This window comes from Actinomadura rayongensis, from assembly GCF_009831215.1.
Lineage (GTDB): Bacteria > Actinomycetota > Actinomycetes > Streptosporangiales > Streptosporangiaceae > Spirillospora > Spirillospora rayongensis.
Window position 1 is genome coordinate 759,228 of record NZ_WUTW01000002.1, and the last position, 17,935, is coordinate 777,162.

General features: G+C 68.8%; 13 protein-coding genes and 1 CRISPR repeat array (1 of these 14 running past the window's edge). All 13 genes read left to right on the forward strand.

Going from position 1 to position 17,935, the window contains the following annotated elements; translation table 11 throughout:
* Window positions 1–103 precede the first annotated feature (103 nt).
* The 13 genes from GQ466_RS12795 (at window position 104) to csb2 (ending at window position 17,296) form a co-directional block, all read left to right on the forward strand.
* A complete protein-coding gene (locus GQ466_RS12795) occupies window positions 104–616 on the forward strand; it encodes a formylglycine-generating enzyme family protein (RefSeq protein ID WP_337193444.1) in 513 nt (170 codons plus the stop codon).
* Window positions 613–1,053, forward strand: a complete 441-nt coding sequence (locus GQ466_RS12800; protein ID WP_161103076.1) for a DUF6884 domain-containing protein — start codon at window positions 613–615, stop codon at window positions 1,051–1,053. Before GQ466_RS12795 ends, GQ466_RS12800 begins: the two co-directional genes overlap by 4 nt.
* Window positions 1,050–1,592, forward strand: a complete 543-nt coding sequence (locus tag GQ466_RS12805) for a phosphoribosyltransferase (protein WP_161103077.1) — start codon at window positions 1,050–1,052, stop codon at window positions 1,590–1,592. The genes GQ466_RS12800 and GQ466_RS12805 overlap by 4 nt, the downstream gene beginning before the upstream one ends.
* Window positions 1,589–2,731 (forward strand): glycosyltransferase family 4 protein, encoded by a 1,143-nt coding sequence (locus GQ466_RS12810; protein ID WP_161103078.1) that lies wholly within the window; start codon window positions 1,589–1,591, stop codon window positions 2,729–2,731. The genes GQ466_RS12805 and GQ466_RS12810 overlap by 4 nt, the downstream gene beginning before the upstream one ends.
* Window positions 2,728–3,447 (forward strand): PIG-L family deacetylase, encoded by a 720-nt coding sequence (locus GQ466_RS12815; RefSeq protein ID WP_202420404.1) that lies wholly within the window; start codon window positions 2,728–2,730, stop codon window positions 3,445–3,447. The genes GQ466_RS12810 and GQ466_RS12815 overlap by 4 nt, the downstream gene beginning before the upstream one ends.
* Window positions 3,447–4,166: a WbqC family protein gene (locus tag GQ466_RS12820; protein WP_161103079.1), complete on the forward strand. Its 720-nt coding sequence runs from the start codon at window positions 3,447–3,449 to the stop codon at window positions 4,164–4,166. Before GQ466_RS12815 ends, GQ466_RS12820 begins: the two co-directional genes overlap by 1 nt.
* On the forward strand, window positions 4,163–4,963 hold the full coding sequence (locus GQ466_RS12825) for an RNA-directed DNA polymerase (RefSeq protein WP_161103080.1): 801 nt from the start codon (window positions 4,163–4,165) through the stop codon (window positions 4,961–4,963). Before GQ466_RS12820 ends, GQ466_RS12825 begins: the two co-directional genes overlap by 4 nt.
* On the forward strand, window positions 4,960–6,252 hold the full coding sequence (locus tag GQ466_RS12830; protein ID WP_161103081.1) for a glycosyltransferase family 4 protein: 1,293 nt from the start codon (window positions 4,960–4,962) through the stop codon (window positions 6,250–6,252). Before GQ466_RS12825 ends, GQ466_RS12830 begins: the two co-directional genes overlap by 4 nt.
* Window positions 6,253–6,360: 108 nt before the next feature.
* Window positions 6,361–7,188 (forward strand): 5'-3' exonuclease, encoded by an 828-nt coding sequence (locus GQ466_RS12835; RefSeq protein WP_161103082.1) that lies wholly within the window; start codon window positions 6,361–6,363, stop codon window positions 7,186–7,188.
* 2,793 nt (window positions 7,189–9,981) lie between these two features.
* Window positions 9,982–12,459: a type I-G CRISPR-associated helicase/endonuclease Cas3g gene (gene cas3g, locus GQ466_RS12840; protein ID WP_161103083.1), complete on the forward strand. Its 2,478-nt coding sequence runs from the start codon at window positions 9,982–9,984 to the stop codon at window positions 12,457–12,459.
* Window positions 12,453–14,825 (forward strand): type I-G CRISPR-associated protein Cas8g1/Csx17, encoded by a 2,373-nt coding sequence (cas8g1, locus tag GQ466_RS12845; protein ID WP_161103084.1) that lies wholly within the window; start codon window positions 12,453–12,455, stop codon window positions 14,823–14,825. The genes cas3g and cas8g1 overlap by 7 nt, the downstream gene beginning before the upstream one ends.
* A gap of 2 nt (window positions 14,826–14,827) precedes the next feature.
* Window positions 14,828–15,802, forward strand: a complete 975-nt coding sequence (gene cas7g, locus GQ466_RS12850) for a type I-G CRISPR-associated RAMP protein Csb1/Cas7g (protein WP_161103085.1) — start codon at window positions 14,828–14,830, stop codon at window positions 15,800–15,802.
* 6 nt (window positions 15,803–15,808) lie between these two features.
* Complete coding sequence (csb2, locus tag GQ466_RS12855; RefSeq protein WP_161103086.1) at window positions 15,809–17,296, forward strand: type I-G CRISPR-associated protein Csb2; 1,488 nt, start codon at window positions 15,809–15,811, stop codon at window positions 17,294–17,296.
* A 146-nt stretch (window positions 17,297–17,442) separates the two neighbouring features.
* Window positions 17,443–17,935: a CRISPR direct-repeat array (repeat unit 37 nt) (it continues 784 nt past the right edge of the window).

The following is a 17,935-nucleotide window of genomic DNA, read 5'->3' on the forward strand; positions in this document are numbered from 1 at the left end:
CGTCTCGACCGCCCGGGCTTCCTCCACGCTAGAGCTTCGGCGGCCACTCTGGACGCCCGTCGCCGGAGGCACTCTTCCCCGTGGCCGATGGCGGCCCGCGACGGTGGTCCCGGACCTTTGGTGGACGAGCGTTCCCGTCAGCCGGTCGCTGGCCGACGAATTGGGCGAACTCGCCGGGGTCTTGGAGTCCGGTCACGGACGGTTGCCGGTCACGGGTGTGGACTGGCTTCGCGCCGCTCGGATCGCCGCGGCTCTCGGCGGCCGGCTCCCGACTTCGGACGAGTGGGAATGGATGGCCGGCGGCGGTCATCGACGCTACCCCTGGGGCGACGACGAACCCGACTACGGCGGGCCGATACGGGCGAACCTGCGCGGCCTCGGTCTCGGCGCCACCTCACCGGTGGGGAGTTTCCCCGACGGCGCGACGCCCGACGGGATCCGAGACGTCGCGGGCAACGTCTGGGAGTGGACCAGCACGCCGGTCCCGGGTGGACATGTGCTGCGCGGCGGCTCGTACCGGTCGATCAGCCTCTACGCCCGCTGCTCTTACGCCAACGAGGCTCCGCCGACGATCGTCTCACCGGGCATCGGCGTCCGGGTGGTGAAGGACGCATGACCGGTAGTCGCGTGACCGATCGGCTCGTGGTCGTCGGCTGCTCTCGCCGCAAGAGAACGACCGCCGCCCGCCTTCCCGCTCTGGACCTGTACGAGGGCGGCTGCGTTCCGGCTCTCCGCGCCCGCCTCGGAGATCGCCCCGAACTCCGCGCTCGCGTGCGGGTCCTGTCGGCCGAGTACGGCCTCGTCCGGGCGGACGACCTGCTGCGCCCGTACGACCGTCGGCTGGACGCGGCCCGCGCGGCCCGACTGAGGATCTCGGCCGCCGCATCGCTGGCCGATGAACAGGCGGTCCGAGAAGTGCTGGTCGCGGCCGAGCCGCTCTACCTGTATCTCATCGCCGACCTGCTCGCGACGGGGCCACGCGTGTGGTGGACGCCCGAACCGCGTGACGCGGACTACGTCAACGCCGTCCTGGACGAGTGGAAGTGGCCATGACCAGTGGACCGAACTCGCCGCAGCGGATCTTCGAAGGACGACGCATCTGGTGTGTCACGGCACCCGCCTTCGTCACGGCGATCCGGCTGATCGCCGACGCCGAGCGCGCCTTCGAACCCGACACCGTCGTCGGAATCCGCCGCGGTGGAGCGCCGCCCGCCAGCGCGCTCGCCGAGCTGATGGACGTGCCCTGCGCTCATGTCGCAGCACGTCACAACGCCAGTGACCAGATCGCTCTGCCGGCCACGGGACGGGTCGGCGTGGACATCGCGGGACTCCGCCGTCCCGCCGGACGCGTCCTGCTCGTCGATGACATCTGCGGTTCGGGCGCCACGCTCGACGCTGTCGGGGCCGCGCTGGCTCGTGCCCTGGATCCCGAGCTCGTGCGCACCGCCACGCTGTGCCGCAACGTCGGCGCGACCACCAGTCCCGACGTGTGGGTGTGGGACGTCGCGGACTGGACGGTCTTCCCGTGGGAGGCGTCCCCGAGCGTTCCCGTCCAACCCCTCCCGATGCCTACCGAGGTGATGCATCCATGAGCGCTGAGAATGGCCGAACGACGGTGGCCTTCGTACTGCTGTCCTACAGCGAGAACGCTCCGGCCGGGCTGGAGCGATCGGTGGCCGCGCTGGCGGCGGGATTACGCGAGCTCGGGCACCGCGCCATCATCATCACCGCTGCGGGCAAGGCGTCCGGCGCCGCCCCGGATGTCCTTTCCTTGGCATCGGTGTGCGTCGCCGATCCGGCGACCGAGGACGACCTTCTCGCCGCGCTCGGCTCTGCCGGTCATGTCTGCGACGAGGTCGAAGCGCTGCTCAGACGCAACCACGTGGACGTCGTCTGCTGGGCGGACGCTTCGTGGGGCCTTGGCCATCTCGCACCGGCCCCGCCCGGGATCCCGACCGTCCTGAACACGGCCGTCATGCGAACGGATCCGCTGTTCCGCGAGGCAGCCGCCCACGCGTCCGTCGTGATGACGAACAGTCCGTTCATGCTGGAAGAGGCAGCCTCGGCGGGCTACGACACATCGCGCTGGGCAGCCGTGCCGAACGCGCTTCTCAACATTGTCGAACCGCCGGACGGGGATCGGCGCGAACGGTTCCGTCGCGCGGGGCCCGTCCGGATCGTCGCCCGCGCCGAACCGCACAAGGGCATCCGCGCACTGATCGACGCGGTGCCGGACGATCTGGGACGCCCGGTCGAGATCGTCCTCGCGGCGGCGGGATTCGAGTACTGGCCGGGCATGCAGGACGACGTCATCAACGAGGCCCAGGATGCCGCACGCTCCTCACCGGCCGTTCGTCTTCTGCCCGTGCTCCCCTGGCGGGCCGTCCCGGACTTCTTCGCGGGCGCGGCGGCCACGATCATCTCCACCACCAGCCCGGAGAGCTGGTGCAACGCCGCAGCCGAAGCGCTGTCGGCCGGGACGCCCGTCGTCGCCTACGACTTCGGGCACGTGCCGGCGCTCGCCGGCCCGGCCGGTGTCATGGTCGCGCCCGGCCGGCCGGCGACGGCGCTCTGGGACGCCACGACCGCTCTGCTCGACGATCGCCGCGTCTACCACGCGGCGAGCCGCGCAGCGCCGGCACAGGTCGCCGCCCACACCCCGGCCGCGGCGGCAGCCGCCTTCATCAGCGCCCTAGCTCCCTTCGCCTTCGACCAGAGGATCCGACCGTGACCGCTCTCACCGGCCGTGCACCGCTCGGCCTCACGCCCGGCGCCGTCGCGCTGATGGTCGCCACCCATCCGGACGACGAGACCCTCGGCGCAGGTGGCACTCTGCACCGGTTGGCCGACGCGGGGGTCACGGTCCACGTGCTCGCGGTGGCGTGCTGCACCCATCCGATGTGGGGCGGCCACAGCGACGTCGACGTCCGCTTCGAGGAGTTCCAGGAGGCTTGCGACGCGCTCGGTGTCTCCGGCCGCGCGATCGGCTGGGTCGATGATGACCGCGCCCGTTCGCCGTGGAGTCATCAGGCGGAGCTTGTGAGCCTGATCGAGTCCGGTACCGCTGTCTCGCTCACCCGGGTGCGTCCCGACGTCCTCCTCATGCCTGCGCGCAACGGTTTCCACCAGGACCACCGTGCAGTGCACGCCGCGTGCCTCGCAACGGTCCGTCCTGGCGGCTTCCGCAAGCCGACGCCTCGTTTCGTCCTCGGCTACGCCGGTCCGGAGGATTCGTGGACGCCCACGCTGGAGCAGTGGAGCGTGCTCGTCGATACGACGGCCCATTGGCCGGCGAAGGAGAAGGCGCTCGCGGCGTACTCATCGCAGCTTCGCGAGGACGGCCACCCGCGCAGCATCGCGGCGATCCGGAAACTGGACGCGGCCCATGGGGTTTCCGTCGGCGCCCAGTTCGCTGAGCGTTTCGTGCCCTACCGGATCGCCGACTGATGCCCGACACCGTCCTGGTCGCCCATCAGCCCGCCTACCTTCCATGGGGCGGCTACTTCGCACGTCTGCTGGACGTCTCGCGGCTCGTCGTCCTTGACCACGTCCAGTTCAGCGAGCGCGGATTCCAGCATCGGAATCGGATTCTGCGGCCCGGGGGCGGCGCGCAGTGGCTCACGGTTCCCGTCCGTCGGCGGTTCGGCCAACCACTCGACGAGGTCATGCTCGCCGAACAGCCGTGGGCCCGTCGTCACTGGCGGACGCTCGTCCAGAACTATGGTGGCGCGCCCTTCTGGAGCCTTTACGCCGATCCGATCGCCGAGATCTACGGCCGTCCGTGGACGCGTCTGGTCGATCTCGACCTGGCACTGACCCGGTTCGTGCTGGACGCTCTGGGCTTGAGCGTCGAACTCGTCCGCTCCAGTGCGATCGGCCCGACTGGATCACGCACCGCCATGTTGATCGACCTCTGCCGCCGGACCGGTGTGGAGACGTTGCGCGTCGGAACGGGCGCCACCGGATACCTGAACGCGACTGATCTCGACGCCGCGGGCATCTCCGTCGAGGTCGCCACCTTCACCACGCCGCCATATCAGCAGGTGGGCGGCGGGCCGTTCACCAGCGACTTGTCGGTCCTCGATCTCCTTCTGCATCACGGTCCGCACGCCCGCGCCGTCCTGGCCGAGGGCGCGGCCACTGCCCGTTGGAGCGCGGCCCCGTGACCCACCCCGCGGCGCACAGCCTCATGCCACTGCTCACCGACCGTGTGCGGCTCAAACGATGCGCGCGTTCGTGCATGCGACGTCCCACGGGTCCCGGGGCCGACGGTGTCACTTGGGCGCAGTATCGCGACGGTCTCGACGACCGCATCGCCGAGCTGGCGGCTCAACTCCAGATAGGCGAGTGGCGGCCTGGCCCGGTGCGCAGCGTTGACCTGCCTTCGTGGCGCAAGGAACTCCGCTTGTCGATCCCGAGCGTCGCCGACCGGATCGTGCATCGCGCGCTGCGGACGGCGGCCGAGCCCGTCCTCGACGCCGACGCCTATCCGCCGTGGCTGTTCGGCTGGCGCAGGCGGGCCGGCCGCGTCGACGCGCTGACGGTTGCGGCTCGTCATCTCGGGGCGGGCAGGAGCTGGGTCGCCGATCTCGACGTGGCGGCGGCGACCTCGGGCGCCCACCTGGACGACGCCGTCTCCTGGCTGGCGCGATGGGTTCACGATGGCTCGTTCCTCGCCGTCGTACGCCGCGCGCTCGCCGCGCTGCCCATGCCGCTCGCGCCTGGCAGTGGGCTGACACCGATGCTCACCAACCTGCGCCTGGTTCCCGTCGACGAGGAACTCGGCGATCTGGCCGTCGTCCGGGTCACCGACAACTACACCGTCTTCTGCACCACCAGCCGGGCGGCCGAACGTGCCGCCGAAGCCGTGACCGGTGCCCTGGCCGCCTGCGGGCTCAGGCCGAACCACGCCAAGTCCAAGGTGTGGCGGCCGAATCCCGAAGACCTCTATCTCGCCGGATGACCGCCGTCCCGACCGGCCGGGCGCTCTTGTACTGCACGTTCAACGGCGCAGCGAACTGCACGAACGGCATCGGCCGCCAGACCCAGACCCTGCTCGGCGCGTTCTCCCGGCGTTGGGACGAGCTCAACGCGCTCGCCGGGCCGTTCACGCCCTTCGTCGCCATTCCCGAGCCCGGCCCGGCGACGTGGGCCTACGACCCGGCGCGCCTGGCCGAGACTGAACGAACGCTGGCCGCGCGGGGAGGACGTGTGTTCGCTCTGAGTTACGACATGAAGGCGCCGTTCTGGTCGCCACGTATGTGGAGCCAGCTGTCGGCCGGGGCCGCCTCCGTCGGTCGCCGCCTCGCTCGCCGCTTCGAGCACGTCGCCGTCATCGCCGTGGACACTCCGTTCGTCGGGATCGGCGTGCATCACCTGCCCGCGAACGTGCGGGTCCTCCTCGCGATGTACGGGACGGCGCACTGGCACCATCACCCGCATCCCGAGCCGTCGCGACTCGCATGGGAACGGGAAGGGCTTGCGACGATCGGTGCCGGTGTCCGGCCGGCGGACATCGGTCAGGCGCTCACCGAGCACCTCGTTCAGGACTACGGCGTGAGGCGAGAGGACTTCGTCCCCTTCCGCTCCGCACTCGATCTCACAGCTCCCGACCTGCGGCCGGCCTCCATCGAGCGCGCCCGTCTCGTCGCCGCCGAGTTCGGCATTCCGTTGGACCGGCCGCTCGTCCTGGTCGTCGCGCGCACAGACCCGACGAAGGGAGTCGACCAGCTCATCGCGGCTCTCGGGCCGCTCCGGGACCGCGTCCACCTCGTGGCGATCGTCGTACCGTTCGACGGAGCGGACCCGCTGCTCGACGCGTACCGACGGCAGATCGCGGAGCAGCGCCTTGACGCCACGCTCATCCCTCGCTTCACCCGCGAGCTGCCGCGTGCGCTGGCCAGCCTGCCCGGTACGGCCGTCGTCGCCTGCCCGTCCCGTGGCGAAGCGCTGGCGAACGTCCCGTTGGAGACGGCGCTCTGGGCGCGGCACGGCGGGCCCGTCGTCGTCGCTCCCGCTCTCGGCGGCTTCCCCGAAACCATCACCGACGGACGCACCGGCATCCTCTACGACGCCCGGCAACCCGGTGCGCTCACGGCGGCTCTTCGGCGCGGGCTCGACCTGCCGTCCGGGGAGCGCCGCGAGCTCTGTCGCCGCGCTCACCGGCACGTCGTCGCCGAGCGGGACATCGTGCCAGCGCTCACCGAGACACTCCAGCACCTCTTCCCACCGCCCCCAGCGGCGAGCCGGTAACCTCGGGGCCGTCCCCGCACCCGGACGTGGTCCACGTCGCTGCGGTGGGCACCCGCCCGCCCCGGTCACAGGCGACACCGCACCCGCGTACGGGACAGGGACTCAGCGATGACGCCGCTCTTGGCCGTGGACGGCCACCATCTGCTCTACCGCTCTTGGTGGGGCTTCTCCGACCGCCGCATCATGTCGCGCGACAAGACCCGCGACCTCACCGGCGTCTTCGGCTTCCTGGCCATCCTCCGAAAGACCCACCTCGAAGAAGCACGAGATCACGAGATCGTCGTCGTCTTCGACGGCGAGAACGCGCACCTCGCCCGCCAAGCCCAGGACCCGTCCTACAAGGCCAACCGCATCGACGCCGACCACAGCCCGATCAAGTCGCTGCCCATGGTCAAAGAAGCCCTCACAACCGCCGGAGTCCGTTGGATCGAACTGGACGACCACGAGGGCGATGACGTCATCGCCACCCTCACCCACAACGCAACCGGCGCAGGTCGCACCGTCACCTGCTATTCGGGCGACCGCGACCTGTTCCAGCTCGTCAGCGAAACCGTCACCATCCTCGACCCCGCCCGCCGCCGCATCACTCCGGCCGACGTCATCGTCCGCCACCGCGTCGCCGCCCGCCAATGGCCCGACTACCGAGCCCTTACCGGCGACCCATCCGACAACATCCCCGGCGTCCCCGGCATCGGCCCCAAAACCGCCGCCACCCTCCTCGCCGGCGGCCTCCACCTCGACGACCTCCCCCATTCACCACGCCTCAACGCCCCCCGCTGCCGCACCATCCCCGACCACTGGGACCAACTCATCACCTGGCGCAACATGATCCGCCTCAACACCACCATCCCCCTGCCCCCGAACACCACCACCGCCCAACCCACAGCGCCCATGCCCCGCGCCGCAGAACTCCTCGAAGACCTCAACCTCTGGTGATCAGCCCGTCCCGGAAGCCGCAGCCCTTTTTGGAGGCAACCTAATCACCTATTTGACTCAAGGCCGCAGACATACAATAAAGCTATTTATACGACAAAAAATTCAGTACCATCGGCGCACTATTCCGCAATTCTTACCAGAACCAAGCGCTCCGCCATTGAAGCGGAAGTCTGATATCACCGCATCGAGCAAGGCTTTGTTTTGTACTTCAGTCGGCTTCCAGCGATGACCGGCCTGTTTCGGCGGTGCTCTCTTCCTGATCGGCGTCTACCTGCACGACCAGTTCCTCCAACGGTGACCGGCACGCTCCGGCCGGTGCGACTGGACATCCAGGCGCGAATCAACTTCGGCGTCCTCCTCCAACGGTGACCGGCCTGTTCCGGCCGGTGCGACCCGAGATCTCGGGGCCGTTCGACCCATTGGACCCAGATCTCCAACGGTGACTGTCCTGTTCTGGCCGGTGCGACGGCTGGATCGCAGTGACCGGCGCGACCCTCATCGCCCTCCAACGGTGACCGGCCTGTTCTGGCCGGTGCGACCGCCGAGCCAGACGCCGCTCACCCAGGTCGTGTCGAACCTCCAACGGTGACCGGCCTGTTCTAGCTGGTGCGACCACGAGCGTGCCAGGCGGTGACGATGCCCAATGAGCCCCTCCAACGGTGACCGGCCCGTTCTGGCCGGTGCGACAAGTTCGACGTGGCTTAATCCGGCCAAACCAAGGGCACCCAACGGTGACCGGCCTGTTCTGGCCGGTGCCGACGGCGATTCCGGCGGCCTGACACCAGTTGTCCTGCGTCCTCCAACGGTGACCGGCCTGTTCTGGCCGGTGCGACGCCGCGTGACCTGAAACTACTGAGGGTGCCTGATCACGGGCACTGTTGTTGCCCATCTTGTCCCACCGAGTGCACTGATGCACTTCGGAACCTCCCGGTGCTTCTGTGGGCGTTCAGGGTCCCGAACCGAGCCAACCGGCATCGCCGCCAGCGCGCTTCCATGGACGCAGCCGGCTTCCATGTCGCCGACCCGGACGCGGGTTCACGCATCGGGATCCCCCGATCAACCAACGCATGTTTGACCAGATCGCCCAATAACGCCACCAATCACACATCGCCAGAATCCGTCAGTCTGCCATCAATCGGACTACTCGAGGGAATCCTGCCTCCGTTCGGGGCGCGAGCCATAGGCTTTCTGCCACGTGACCAGAGCTCACACAAAACAGCACGTCAAAGTTCAGGCACAATTCGGCCTATAACCAGACATGAGAGGACACAGCATGGCGAAGCACCGCTACATCCACCACGGGTGGCGTGTCATGATCGAAATTGTATTCGGAACCGGCGTGGCCGTCTGGATCAGCTGGAATACCCACACAAAGCGGTAATTCAGCCCAAAAGATGACCTTTGCCGCCTAGCGGCAATCTGCAACCCGAAGTACCCACGCACAATCCACCACAAAGAGCCAATGCCACCAATGGAGCGACCCGGCGAAGGTAAGAGATACCGTCGCCGGGTCGCCACATTTCGGTGACCAGCTTTAAACGCTGGTGAATTTTTCTAACCGCTTGCGGGTGTTAAAACACCACGTACTTCAACAATGACCGCAAATGTAGCGCGGTGATATTTTCGCGATGTCGACCGACGTGTCGCGAACCACGAAAATATACCCGGCCTCTGAAATTGGCACGGGCGCCGCGGAACAGCGCATGTTCGCACACCCTAATGGTGCACGACCTCTTCGGTCGATGCCACCTGGCCAGCGCCCGCGCGGCTACCGAACACCTTTGCCTCCAACGGTAACCTGCCCGTGGCGGCCGGTGCGACAACCGTGATCTCGTGGCTGGACATCTCGTCCTGCTTCCTCCAACGGTGACCGGCCCGTAGCGGCCGGTACGACCGACGACCCCGAGACGCTAGGCACGTGGCAGGTGCCCCTCCAACGGTGACCAGCCCGTGGTGGCCGGTGCGACCCGTAGTCACCGACACCGGCGTCGACGCCTCGGTCAGCCTCCAACAGTAACCGGCTCGTAGTGACCGGTGCGACCTTGCCCTCAGCATTCGTCCGAAGCCCGCCCGAGGCCCTCCAACGGTGACCGGCCCGTGGTGGCCGGTGCGACGTGTGCAGGCTCGGCGGGAGCCACCCGCCGTCATCCCTCCAACGGTGACCGGCCAGTGGTGGCCGGTGCGACGACTTCGTGAAGGGCGTCAAGAACTTCACGATCGGCCTCCAACGGTGACCGGCCAGTGGTGGCCGGTGCGACCCGTCGCCGGCGAGGCGAACAAGTGGCTGTCGCTGCTCCTCCAACGGCGACCGGCCAGTGGCGGCCGGTGCGACTGGTGGGCGGCGACTCTGGCGGGTCGATGACGTACGCCCTCCAACGGTGACCGGCCAGTGGTGGCCGGTGCGACACCGCGTGAGCTGCGGCTACTACCGAGGGCGCCTGAGAGTGAGCACTGTTGTTGCCCGTTTTATCCCATCGAGTGCACTGGTGCACTTTGGAACCTCCCGACGATCCCGTGGGCGCCCAGGGTTCCGAACCGAGTCGACGAGCACCATCACCAGCACGCTTCCATGAACGGCGGCCGGACCCTATCGGCGCATCCGCGATCATCGCATGCGGCCAGCGCAGCCCAATATGATTGGGTGTTTTGTTTGTTTTGTCGGAATTACGCGCCGTGTCGCAATTTGCTTGGTGCCATTCGGCGGTCAGTTGTGGCCACCCTTCAGGGGCGGCAAAGAATTGTCGGTGGCGGCTGGCATGGTGTGTGCAGCACCGAGGAGTAGGGGGTTGGTGAATGACTGAGGATTTTGCCGGTTTTGTCCGTCGTGCGTTCAATGGTGGTTATGGCCCGTATCCGTATCAACAGGTCGTCGCTGCGTCCGGGTTCCCGGATGTCCTAGGGGTTGCGACTGGGGCGGGGAAGACGGCGGCTGCGGTGCTTCCGTGGCTCTGGCGGTCGGTGGAAACCGAGGTTGATCAGGAGTTTCGGCGGCTGGTGTACGTGCTGCCGATGCGAACGCTGGTGGATCAGGCGGTCCGAGAGATCCGTGGCTGGCTGGACCGTCTGGGGTTGGCCGAGCGGGTGCGGGTCCATGTCCTGATGGGCGGTGTCGACCGTGACGACGATCTATGGCAGTTGGATCCAGCCGCTCCCGCGATCTTGGTGGGAACGCAGGACATGCTGCTGTCGCGGGCGTTGATGCGCGGTTACGGGGAGCCGCGTTCGCGGTGGCCGGTGTCGTTCGCGCTGCTGCACGCGGGGACGCAGTGGGTCGTGGACGAGACCCAGTTGTTGGGGCCGGCATTGGCCACCACCGCGCAGTTGCAGGGCCTTCGTGATTCGTTGGGCACGGTGGGTCGGACGGCCACGATGTGGATGTCGGCGACGTTGGATCTTGCGGACTTGGCGACGCCTGATCACGCCGCGTCGTCGGGGGTGCTGCGGTCGGTCGGCTTGACGGCGGAGGACCTGGCCGGGCCGTTGGGCGTGCGGATGAACGCGTCGCGTACGTTCACGCGCCTGGAATTGCCCGACGACCCGGTGGCTTACGCGCAGGCGCTGGCCCAGACGGCAGTGGACCGGCACCAACCCGGCTCGCAGACGTTGGTGTTCCTCAACACCGTCGAGCGAGCGCGTGCGGTGTACGCGGCAATCGTCCGTGCTGCACCGGAGTTTGGACGGCTGCTGGTGCACTCGCAGTTCCGGGGGGCTGAACGCCAGGCCCTAGGGGACGCGGTCGCCGAGCCGTTGCCGCCGCAGGGACGGATCGTGGTGGCCACGCAGGCGTTGGAAGCCGGGGTGGACATCTCTTCGCGAACGCTGGTCACCGAGGTGGCGCCGTGGAGTTCAGTCGTGCAACGCGCAGGCCGGTGCAACCGGGCAGGCGAGTACCCGGACGGCGCTGACGTGGTGTGGTGCGCGCCGCCCAAGATGAGCGCGGCGCCCTACGAAGAGGCCGATCTGCGGGCCTCGGCCGAGGCACTGGCCGAGTTGGAGGGCCGGTCGTTGACGACGCTGGAGTTGCAGGCCGTCAAGGTGCCCTCGATCCGCCCGGTGTATTCGGTGCTCCGGCGCCGGGATCTGATGCAGTTGTTCGACACGGCGCCGGACCTGTCGGGTGCCGACATCGACGTCGGACCGTGGATCCGCGATGGCGACGACGCCACGGTCCTGGTGGCGTGGCGGACGCTGGGCGGACGAGAGCCTGGAGACAACGGCGACGGGCACAGGAAGCGGGTGGTGTTCCCGACTCGCGCGGAGCTTTGCCCGGCCCCGGTCGGCGAAGTGCGCCGCCTGGTGCAAGCCGGGCGGACGTTGTGGACCTACGACCGGTCCGAGCCGAGGTGGCGGCGGTGTGGCCGGGACGACGTCGTCCCCGGAGCAGTGCTGCTGGCCGACGCGGCGAACGGTGGCTACCTGCCGGAAACGGGGTGGTCTCCCAAGTCGCGGACGGCGGTCGACCCCGTCGAGATCACCGTGTCGGACACGGCTGGGTCCGATGAGCAGTCCTTCAACGCCCGCCAGAAGGTGTCGCTGACCAGCCATCTTCACAGCGTCGGCCAGGAAAGCGCGGATCTGATCGGTGAATGCGCGGACTTCACGAGTGGGTTGTCCGACCGGACGCTGGCGGCGGTGCAGGCGGCGGCTCGCTATCACGATCTCGGCAAGGCGCTTCCCGGGTTCCAGGATGTTCTGCTCGATTCGGTGCCGCCGGACAGGCGGTCCGAGCTGGCGGGCACGGTCTGGGCTAAGTCGCCTGGTCCTTGCCCCGAAATGGGAGCTTCACCGAATGGGCGGCGCAGCGCGCGGCGGCGGATTCCCCGGCATGACCTCGCCTGTGCGTTGATGCTGTTCCATCCCGAATGCCACGTGCTGGACGGCGAGGACGAAGCCGATCTGATCGGCTATCTGGTCGCCGCTCATCACGGGAAAGTACGGGTTTCGATCCGGTCCCGCCCCGGCGAGGACGGCCGGGTGCTCGGGATAGCCGAGGGCGACGAGACGTTGCCCGTGCTGCTGCCGGACGGCCGCCGGATCCCGGCACTGGCGCTGTCGCTGGAGGCGGTACGGGTCGGCGCCACGCGAAGCGGAACAGGGTCGGCATCCGCCCTTGCTTCAAGCCAGGCCGGATGGTCTGCGTCGTGGACCGAGCGGGCGCTAATGCTGCGGGATCGTCCGGACCTGGGGCCGTTCCGGCTGGCCTGGCTCGAAACGCTCGTGCGGATCGCCGACTGGCGCGTCAGCAAGGCCGACAGGAAAGGGGCATGGTGAACGAGCTGTCTTTGCGCGGCTGCACCGCGGTATCTCTGGGTGGGTATTTGCAGGCGCTGGGCGTGTTGCGGGTGGTGGCGTCCCAGGCCGATCCGTCGGCTCGGTTGCAGTGGAACGGGGACCTCCCGTTACTGACGACGGTGCTCACGGCCGAGCGGATTGTGGACTGGCTGGTGCAGGAGTATGCGCCCACGCCGATCGTGTCGCCGTGGAACAGCGGCTCGGGATTCGCCGGCAACGGCAAGAGCGCCGCCGCCGAGAAGGCCGTGCAGGCTTTCCGTACCAACGCCGAGCCGCGTTTCGCAGAGCTGCGAGCGACAATCCGCGCCGCCGACCAGGTGGTGGCGCACGCCCGGGAGCGAGGTTTCGAGGGCGGGTCGCTGTGGGCGACCGACCGCAAGGCCGACATCGTGCGGATGTGCCGGAACACCTTCCCCGACAAGGCTCTTGCATGGGTGGACACGGCGGTCGTGCTGACCACCGGCGACGTGCAGTTCAACCCGCTGACCGGCACGGGTGGCAACTTCGGCCGCCAGGACCTGTCGGCGACGTTCCTGCAGCGGCTGGCGATGGTCGCCGGACCGAGTGCCGCTCCGAAGTCGTCGGCGGCATTTGCCGAGGCCGCGCTGTTCGGCCGCGAGGACGTGCCGTACCTGCGCGACACCGTGGGCCAGTTCGATCCCGGACGGGCCGGCGGAGTGCTGTCCACGCCCGGAGAGAAGAACGATGACACCGGGTTCGCCAACCCGTGGAGCCAGATCCTCACCCTTGAGGGAACGTTGCTGTTCGCTTCGGCGGTGACCCGTCGCAACCGTGCTTCCACCAGCGCCGGCGCGTTGCCGTTCGCGGCGCGCACCTCGGCGGTCGGGTACTCCACGGCATCTGGGGAGGAGGTGAAGGGCGAGCAGTGGGTGCCGTTTTGGGAGCGTCCGGCCGGTCTCGGGGAGATCGAGTACCTGATCGGTGAGGGCCGGGTCCAGTGGAACGGCCGTCCTGCCCGCGACGGCCTGGAGTTCGCGCTGGCCATCGCCTCGCTGGGCACCGATCGCGGTCTGTCGGCGTTCCGCCGGTTCGTGATCGCCTCCCGGTTCGGGCAGAACCCACTGGCTGTTCCGGCCGGACGGTTCACGGTCCGCGACGACCCGGCCATCGCAAGGCTCCGCGAACCATACGAGTGGCTCCGCCTCCTGCACCGCCTCGCTCTTCCTGCCGGGGTGGCGAGCCTGGCCCGCCGCACCGACGCCGCGATCTGCGACATCGCCGCCGGTCACGGAACCGAAGCTTTGCGCCGCTTCCTCATACTCTTCGGGCAGTTGCACAACGCGGTCGCCCGATCAGGGACGGTGCGCGACCAGATCGCGCCGTATCGGCCCCGCGATCGCGTCGACTGGCTCATGGCGCTGCCCGACGACCCGGAACTGTGGATCGCCGCCGGTATCGCGTCGCTCCACGATCCTGTCCCCAAGCGATCCGGCGAAGTACCTGGCGCGACGAGCGACCGGTCCGCTCGGGCGCTGCTCACCCGCGTCCAACGGCAGACCGGCTCTGATCATCAGACGCGGACGGTCTGGACCGATCGTCCCCTCACCCGAGTGGACCTGTCCGACGGCACTCTGATCCAGGCGCTGCTGCAGGCCCACCGCATCCGGATGACCTTCGCCGGCGACCCCGACCGCGCGGACGGTCCGGAATCCTCCGCCATGGCTCGTCGCGAACCGGGCGGGCCGTTCTCGTCCGGGCAACCGGTTCCCCTCGACCTGGTCGAGGCCTTCATGCTCGGCCAACTGGATGACCAGCGCATCGCCGACTACCTCAATGGGCTGCTGGCGCTGGGCTGCCCAGACCGCACCCACGCTCAGGCGCCACAAAGCCGAAATCGCCCCCTGCACCCTGCTTTGGCCGCCCTGGTGTCCTTTTTCTCCGGCAACGCGACGCCGCACGAACGCGCCGTGTCCCCCAGCCAGCCGCATCCCGTCGCTGCACCAACCGTCTCCGAAGCGGACCGTCCCGGCGACGGAAACCAGCACGCCGACGGCGGTCCGGCCGACCACACCCTGGACGTCCGGCCGAAGGACTCGACCGACGCCGCGCCGCGCGCCCGGCCCGAGTGGATCAGCAAACTCGGTGCCTATGGTCTAGGTCCGATCGCGTCCGACGTCCTGCTGCGCCTACGACTGAACGGGTTCCTGCCCGTGCTGAGGCGCACGGACTTGGCGGCGGCCGACGATCCGACTTCACCAATGCGCATCGACAGTGCCCGGCTCGCCGCCGCGCTGCTGCTGCGCATCTCTCCCGCCGACCGTTCCCGCGCCCTGCGGACGGTCTGTGTTGTGCCCACCCAACGTCCGTCTCGTCAAGGAGCCTGACCATGATCCAGACGAATCCGCACCGCATCCGCTTCAGCGTCGATCTCCGCCCCGCGCTGGGCTCGACGTTCCAGCCGACCGGGTTCCCCGACCTCGGCCCGGCGACCTTCACCCGTTACACAGAGACCGGTGAGCTGCAGGAATGCCTGCTGGTGGAGTCGGTGCAGTCGATGGCAAACCGGCTGGAGGCCACCGCCTGGGACGCGGCGGCCCGCGACCAGCACCCGGTGTTCAGCGGCCTCCCCTATGTGCGCGTCCACCGCGCGGGCGACCCCGACGCGTTCCTGACGTCCAGCCGCCTGGAGGCCCACCGGCTGACGTCGGCGTTCGTCCGCGAGGCCGAACTCGACGGGACCAAGATGCTCAAGGTCATCGCCGAACGGCTGCATCTGGCCAAGGACACGCCCCTCGACCGCACCGCGATGGCCCGCGCCCTGCTGGCCCTGGACCCGTTCGCGCTCCTGCACGGCGTCTTCTTCAACCAGAAGGAATGGTTCGGGCAGCCGCGGTTCTCCCGCGCGGTGTCGGCGGTCATCGAGGCCTACGACGTCCGGCAGGCCGTGAGCGGCGGACGCAAGTCCGACCACGTCCGCCACCAGCTCGACAAGAACGGCACCGGCGGCGGCACAAAAGAAGGCTACGGTTCCATCCCCTTCCACCGCGTCGAGTGGACGGCCCGGACGATCACCGCGATGTTCACCGTCGACGTCGAGCTGCTGAGCTCCTACGGCCTCGGCGACGACGTCACCGACCTGCTCACCGCGATCGCACTGTGGGAGATCCGGTCCCTGCTCACCGGCGGGCTGCGCCTGCGGACCGCGTGCGATCTCGACCCCGTCGGCGACCTCCCCGAGAACCTGCCCGCCCTCGCCGACCTGACGGACCGGATCACCGGCCTCATCGCCACCTGCCGCGCCGCCGACCCCGACGTCTTCGGCACCGGCGGGCCGCTGCCGGTCGCGTGGAAGGCGGCCTGACCCGTCATGCCCGTCACCCTCGCCGTCCACTTCCCCTGGAAGCGCTACCACGCCACTCCTTGGGGCCACTACGTCAACGAAGGCCTCGTCGAACTTCCACCTTCGCCCTGGCGGATCCTGCGCGCGCTGTACTCGGTGTGGAAACTCCGCGCCCCCGACCTGGACGCCGACGTCGTCCACGGCCTTCTCACCCAGCTCGCCGTCCCGCCCGACTACTTCCTCCCGCCGTACCAGGTAGCCCACAGTCGCCACTACCTGCCCAGCACCAAGCACCGCACCGGCGCCGCCGACACCAACCTTGGACTCGACACGTTCGCCTCTCTCGGCGGCGACGCCACCATCCATGTCCAGTGGCCCGGCGACCTCAACGCGGAGCAGACCGAGGTGCTCGCCAAACTCGCGGCCTCGCTGCCCTATCTCGGCCGCGCCGACAGCATTTGCGCAGCCAGCCTTGCGCCGTCCGGCTGGGCTCCCACGCCCGACCTCGCCCCCGCAACACCTCTCATCAGCGACGAACTCGCGCCGGAGATGGAACGGGTTCCCCTTCTGGCCCCGCGGCTCCCGCTCGACGTGGACGCGCTCATCACCGACACCACCAGCGTCCGCAAATCCCGACTCGTCTACCCGCCGGGCAGCGAGCTCGTCGAGTACGCCGTCCCGCCACCCGCCGCATCGCGCCCCCGGCGCCCCGCCGCAACGACCCCCATGCGCGACAGGGCGTCGACGGTCACCACCCGAACCGCACTCACCCTCGCTCGCGGCGACAGGAACGCGAACGTCACCACCGTCCGATTCGCGCTGCACGGAAAACCCCTCCCCCGCGTCGCCGACACCGTCATCGTCACCGACCTCCTGCGCGCCGCAAGCCTCAAGGCCCTCGACCAAGTCGCCGGCCCCCGAACCCGCCCCAGCAACCTCGTCGGACGCGATGAAAACGACCAACCTCTCACCGGCCACCAGCACGCCCACTACCTCGCCCTCAACCACCGGGACACGATCGACGAACTTCTCATCTGGGCGCCCGGTGGCCTCACCGACCAAGAACTCGCCGCCCTCAACCAGCTCGCCAACACCACCCTGGGGGTCAGCCCGAAGGTCAACGGGCCACGCGACCTACACGTCCGCATCACCGCCTACGGCAACGACAGCACCCTCCCCGATGACCTAGCCGCCAGCTCGACCAGCTGGACCACCCGCACCCCCGTCCTACTCCAGCGCTGGGCGCCAGCCCGCACCCCAGCCGACACCCATCTCGTCAACGAGATCCACCGCGAACTCGCCCATCGCGACATCACCACACCGGTCACCATCACCGTCCTGCCTGCACACGACTGGATCCGCTACCGCCGTCACCGCCCCACCCGCCAACAGCCACGCAACCACCGTCCGCTCTACGGCCTGCGCCTCGACTTCACAGCTCCCGTTACGGGCCCCCTTCGCCTCGGCGCCAACACCCACTTCGGTCTCGGCCTCTTTCAACCCGCCCCGCCATGACCCAACCACCCACCAGCCTCGGAACCTCAAGCACCCGCAGAATCACCGGGAGGTTCCGAAGTACATTGCGGCACTCGACTGAACAAATCAGACACCGGCCGTGTGTCATCGCCGACACTTTCAGTAGTAACCGCATTTCACGCGGCGTCGCACCGGCCCGAAGGTGCCGGTCACCGTTGGAGGACCTCCCGTGCGGTCGGGGCGGCGGCCCCTCGTCGTCGCACCGGCCCGAAGGTGCCGGTCACCGTTGGAGGCACCACGCGTACTCGGTGAGACCGGAGCAGTCGAGTCGCACCGGCCCGAAGGTGCCGGTCACCGTTGGAGGCGCATGCTCGAACCCCACGAGATCGCCCGCGCGATGGGTCGCACCGGCCCGAAGGTGCCGGTCACCGTTGGAGGCGTCTCTCTCCCCGCGCGATCCCACGACCCCGCCGAGGGTCGCACCGGCCCGAAGGTGCCGGTCACCGTTGGAGGCAGGCCGAGCGGATGCAGGCGGACGCGCCAGATCCTCGGGTCGCACCGGCCCGAAGGTGCCGGTCACCGTTGGAGGTCCCTGAACAACCAGTCGGGCGACTACTCCCCGGGTCGCACCGGCCCGAAGGTGCCGGTCACCGTTGGAGGCGCTTGATCGACCCGGAC